The sequence below is a fragment of the Peptostreptococcus sp. D1 genome, assembly GCF_900112955.1.
In the GTDB taxonomy this organism is placed as follows: Bacteria; Bacillota; Clostridia; order Peptostreptococcales; family Peptostreptococcaceae; genus Peptostreptococcus.
Genome location: NZ_FONP01000027.1, coordinates 1 through 5,732, shown reverse-complemented (window position 1 = coordinate 5,732; position 5,732 = coordinate 1). Strand labels below are relative to the sequence as shown.

Here is a 5,732-nt window from a genome sequence, read left to right as displayed (position 1 = left end):
ACCATTTTTTAGTACTATCTCTGCAACCTTTTCCTTTGTTTTTTTATCTTTAAATACATATTTAGCTGGATAATAATCTTCTATTTTTTGTGGTGGCTTTGGAGCTTCAGATTCCTCCGGATTTGGAGACTCAGGTTTTTCAGGCTTTGGAACAATAGGCTGTACTATTCTTGTAGTTATTCTATATTTATCATGTTCCCACATTTCATTTTCATTTAGATCATACTTTATATCAAACCACCAATAGTTAAAGCGTTCATGAAATACTCCTGTACTAATTAGCTTATCATCCTTAAATAGCTCAACTTTTTCTATTTTTTGATTAAATGTCCCAAGATCATAAGCAAACCTATCCTCTTGTATATCAACCTTTTTTGTTTCAGCATCGCCAGAATCTGCTGATTTTGCAAAGGTTATAAGTGCATGTGTCGGTCTTACTTTAAACTTTTCAACCTTTGGCTTCACAGCTAATCTAATCGTTTCAACTGCATAGCCTGTTTCATCTTGTACCGTAAGTGTGATACTATCCTTATTATCACTATTTAATACCTCATTTTGCTTATAGTTAGAAGTAATATTATACTTTTCAAGCTCAGAGAATTTCACATCCTTTAAAATAGTACCATCTGACATTGCAATATCATAGCTAACAAAGTCAAAATCGGCTTTTATGCCGTTTTTTAAATTAGATTTGTCTGCAATTTTACTCCTATCAAACCCAGGTCTATCTGCATTATCTCCTGTTATTTTAATATACGCAATTTTTTGTTCTTTTTTATCAGCTTCAAATTTTCTTGCTCTTTCTATAGCATTTTTTATGGCAATTGCATAACCTCTTGAGGTTCTTGTAGCACCCGTTACAGCATCTGCATATTCTCCATGGTTTTTATACTCTTCATTAGACAATTCTTTAATTATTGAATCAATATCGGACGTGTTTTTATCCTTAACTGTAGGCAAAAGCTTTTTTGAAAGATTTATATAGTCAGAATCTGATGCACAATGCTTAATAGCTTCTGATGACTTTATCTTTCCATCTCTTATCTCTACCTTTACTATACTAGCTCCATACTGTTCAACTCCATATCCTTCAAAGGCTGTTCCGTACCAAATACCATTTGCTGGCTTATCAGCCAATTTAGGCTGTTGTGGATTTGAATCTGGCTTAGGATTCGGCTTTATCTTGTCTGATTCAGGCTTAGCACTGCTATTTGGTCTTAGACTAGCAATAGGCTTTTTATTATCCTTTGCTTCTATAAACACATTTTCTATGCTCTTATAGATATTTTCTGATATCAATCTCGGTCCACCAACAATCTTTAAATTATCTATACCTTTTTTATTATTTTCTATGTATTTCAATGCTACAGCATCATTTTTACCATCTATCAAAATAATCGGTGCCTTTAACTTCCCAGCAATTGACGAAGCAGATAATGCATCTGAAAAGCTTTCACCAGAAGCTATTATCATATTTTTTAAATCCTTAAACTGCTTTGCAACCTCCAATGAAGTACTATATCTATCCTTTCCAGATATCCTTGATACATTTTTAGAAAGAGCCTTCGCAGCTTTTTCTATACTATCACTTACTGACTTATTTCCACCTATAATCGTTATAGAGCTTGGATTGACATTTTTAATATACTGCTCTACACTCTTTGGAATTTCATTAGATTTTACTAGTAATATCGACTTATTGCTAAGAAGTGCAATTCCTGATGCTATAAGTGAATCCGGGAAAATGTCTCCATTTACTAAAACTAAATCCTTGCTTCGCGTAATATCTGCTATTTTTACAGAGGTTTCATATCTATCTATACCTTGTACTCTTGATACCTTCTTCCCAAGGGATTTAATATCATTTTCAACATTCAAGGATATAGTTTCACTTCCACCAAGAATATATACTTCCTTTGCCTTAGATATTTTCGCTTTTACTGAGCTATCTAGCTTGTCCTTCGCAGTTAATACTATTGGATATTTTCCTTCTGTTAGTATAGAGCCAGATAAAGCATCCGAAAAAATTTCTCCATTCGCCACTATTATTTTTTCATAAGAATTAGATAGCTCATCTGCCACCTTTAAAGATGTTTCATACCTATCTTTTCCATATATCCTTGTAACCTTACCTTCCTTTGCCATAGCTGGCATTGGCAGCAGCAAAGCTAACGACAAGGATAACAATATCGCTTTGTCTATTTTTCTCACGTTTAAAATTCCCCCCTTGAATATTTATTTTCTATAATTTTAAATACTTATTTTCTATAATTTACCAAGTCACCGATTCTGGAATTATTAAACATAATTCTCATTCATAATAAATTTAATTCTTTCCTTGCAATGCTTGCTCCAATACATCCTTTATTGCTTCAAATAAGCTTTTTGTAGAATAAGTTGCTCCTGTAGTAACATCAATTTCTCTAACTTCCTTAAAATCTTTTTTGACTTTACCTTGACCCTTTTTTTCTTCAATGTCAATATTGTTATTACAAATTTCGATTATTTTATCAAAAAGATCTTCACTTTCAAAATAATTAAATTCATCTCTCTTAATATATTCAGACAGCTTTTCTTTATTTTGCTCTAAAGGATTTTTAAATAACTCATTATTTGTATCATTATATTCAAAATCAATTTTCTTAATTTTTCCGTCTTCAACTGTTAAGGTTAATTGATTATCCTTTTGTTCTTCTAATTTTTTAATTGAATTATATCCAGGTTTTTTTGAAGTGTATACACCATTGTGGAATTTAATTTCATCATTTTCTTCTTCATCCTCATCAGCTTCACCTTCTTCAATATCTGTTTTATCTTCTTTTATTTCTTTTTTAATTAATTCTATATTAAAATTATCAAATCTACGATCCTTTTCTTTCACTGATTCTCTTTCTACTACATTATTCTTTAAAGTAATATAACAAATTCCGTTTTCATAAGTAAATTTCTTTACTTCTATGGGATCACCTTTACTATCCTTTGCTTTAATTTCTTTTATACCTTTAGAATACTCGTCTTCGCTAACCTCTAATTTATAATTAAATTCATTCTCATTGTCAGCATTTAATTTTTTATTTGTACCATCTTTAAATTCTATTTCAATTTCTTTCAGTGGTCTTACATAAACTATCTTCTTTTTTACTTGGAATTTAGCACTAATTTCTTTTTTTGATTCTTTGTGCTTAAATACAACATCAAAAAATCCATCTTCATTCATCTTTAAATTTTTGCTGCTAATAGCTGTACCTTCCGGAATATTAACCTCAATACCGTATTTCTCTAATTCATTCATTTTTACTACGGTATCTTCAGCACTAGAATCCCAATATCTAATTGTGATTTCAAATTCATTCAGGCTTAAATTATCTCCAAAGTACAAAACAGCACTTTTAGGTTGCTTTGTAAAAAACAAATCCTTCACTTTATTTGCTGCATGCTGACCTAAATTCGTATTTTCAGCTTGCTTTAAAGCATCTAAAATTGCTAATGTTACACCTTTGTTGGAGTAAGTTGCTCCAGTGGCTACATCTATGTAATCGGCAGGCTTTCTATTTAACCAATTTACTATACTATTATATATCTTAGAAACCTCACCTATATCTGATTTCATCTTTGGTAAAAATTTCTTTTCAAAATTTCTATAGCTATCTTCAAAGCTATTGTCGTCCCCAAATTTCAACAATTCAAAATCTGTTATTTTATCATCCTTTATTGTTATTTGAACCTCCATTCTACGGTCGGCATCAGTATCATAGAATCCACCACCAATACCCCTATATGTTCCATTCTTATATTTAAGCTTTCCAGCTTCTGGATTTGATGGCTTACCTGGCTCACTCGGATTACTTGGATTTGATGGCTTGCTTGGTTGACTCGGCTTACCTGGAATTGATGCTATAGGCTTAGAGCTACTTGAAACAGCTTTTGAAAATCCATCTAAAATATTTTTAACAGAGTTTTCTATATAGCTAGAAAGTGTTTGCGTTCCACCAACTAAAGTTATATTTGATATCTTATTATTTTTTATATAATTTTCTACATCCTTTTTCAAATTATTTTTTTCATTTAACAAAATAGGTATGTTTTCTTTTCCTAATAAATTGCTTGAAGACAATGAATCTATATATTCCTCTCCATTAGCTAATATTACCTTTTTTGTATCTGGAAAATACTTTTGTGATACCTTTAAAGCAGTATCGTATCTGTCTTTACCACCTATTTGTTGTGCCTTAACGCTCGGTATATTTATTGAATTTTTTCCACCTACTATTAAATCTCCTTCCTTAGAAGAGGATTCAGCTTTTCTATATGAAGACGATATATTTTTCCCATCAGTAAGTATAACATTTTTATTTAATTTACTTGCTAGAGATGTAGCTACCAATGCATCTGGAAAAACATTACCATTCACAAATATATCTCCACTTGTATTTCCTTTAATTTTATTTATATTGTCAGCCACCTTAATTGATGTTTCAAATCTATCTACTCCACTTATTCGCTCTGCTTTGTAATTTTTCGAAATTTCATCAAATAAAGCTTTACTAATGGTATCTTCTCCACCTATAATCTTTACTTCTTTAACACCTAGCCTTTTTAACTCATTTGAAATAACCTCTGGCATATGATCCTTTTTAACCAGCAGCAAAGGTGCATTATATCTTGTTGCAAAGGATCCACTAGATAATGCATCCGGATAGCTTTCTCCGGATGTAATAATAGCAATATCCGATTTTGTAAAAGCTTTTTTGCTTAGCACAGCGCAAGTTTCGAATCTATCTTTTCCACTAATTCTTGATACATCGTTTTCATCAGCATAAGATATACTTATTGATGAGCCTACATTACCAACAATCATCGCACTTGCCACAAATAAACTCAAGCCCTTTTTCATAAACAATCTCCCCTTCCCTCTTAATTATAGCTTTAAATTGACCAAATGAATGCTTTAACTTAGTCACATTAAGCTACTGCACCATACACAAGCATTAAAATTAATTCATTCACTATAAGTCTAGTACACCTAGCTCTATACGTTTTCTATTGTAATTTTTACAAAAATCTGTTAATAACATTTCATTTATCATGAATAATTATACAGCAAGTAATAATCAATATCAATACTTTTTGATTATTAATTTTATTTTTCTCACAATGTATCTTTATAAACAAAAACAACCTCCGGAATTGATGTCTATCAAATCCGAAGGTAATTATTTTGTTTTTATGCTAGATAGTAGCTTAATTCTCTTTTCTTCTTTTTCTAAGCTCTATGGTAATAAGTAGCGTTCCTAACAATCCCATAAATATGCCATATGGAGATAAGCTTGCTCCAGCTCCTGTTTTTGGCAAGGTATTATTAATGCTTGTGTTTAAAGCTCTCATTTTTTCAATATTTTGTGTTGTCGGTGTGCTCAGATGAGTTATAGGTGTTTTTTTCAGCTTATCTACCATTACTATGGTATTGCCTTTTACTTCAGTTCCTGTTACCAATACCTTTCCAGCCTTTACCTCAAAGGTAATGGCTGTTGCCACTTGGTACTTATCCGGTGCTGATATTTCTGTAAATGTATAGCTTCCGTCTTCCAATTCAAACTCTGTTAGCTTTCCATCTGTTACCCACTCTTTTATTACTGTGCCATTTTCTTTTGTTAGCTTGATGGTTGCACCCTTCAATTCTTCTCCATTTGCTGTCAATGCTTTCTTGGAGAATTTTACCTTTGTTTTTTCAG

Annotated in this window: 3 protein-coding genes; all 3 read right to left on the bottom strand. The window is 31.4% G+C overall.

Annotated features, from left to right (window positions below; all coding sequences use genetic code 11):
• Positions 1–2,211 (bottom strand): cell wall-binding repeat-containing protein (locus tag BM120_RS10510; RefSeq protein WP_143076545.1); only part of this gene is annotated, 2,211 nt, incomplete at its 3' end.
• A gap of 115 nt (positions 2,212–2,326) precedes the next feature.
• A complete protein-coding gene (locus BM120_RS10505; RefSeq protein WP_091995812.1) occupies positions 2,327–4,894 on the bottom strand; it encodes a cell wall-binding repeat-containing protein in 2,568 nt (855 codons plus the stop codon).
• A gap of 347 nt (positions 4,895–5,241) precedes the next feature.
• Positions 5,242–5,732 (bottom strand): SpaA isopeptide-forming pilin-related protein (locus BM120_RS10500; protein ID WP_143076544.1); only part of this gene is annotated, 491 nt, incomplete at its 5' end.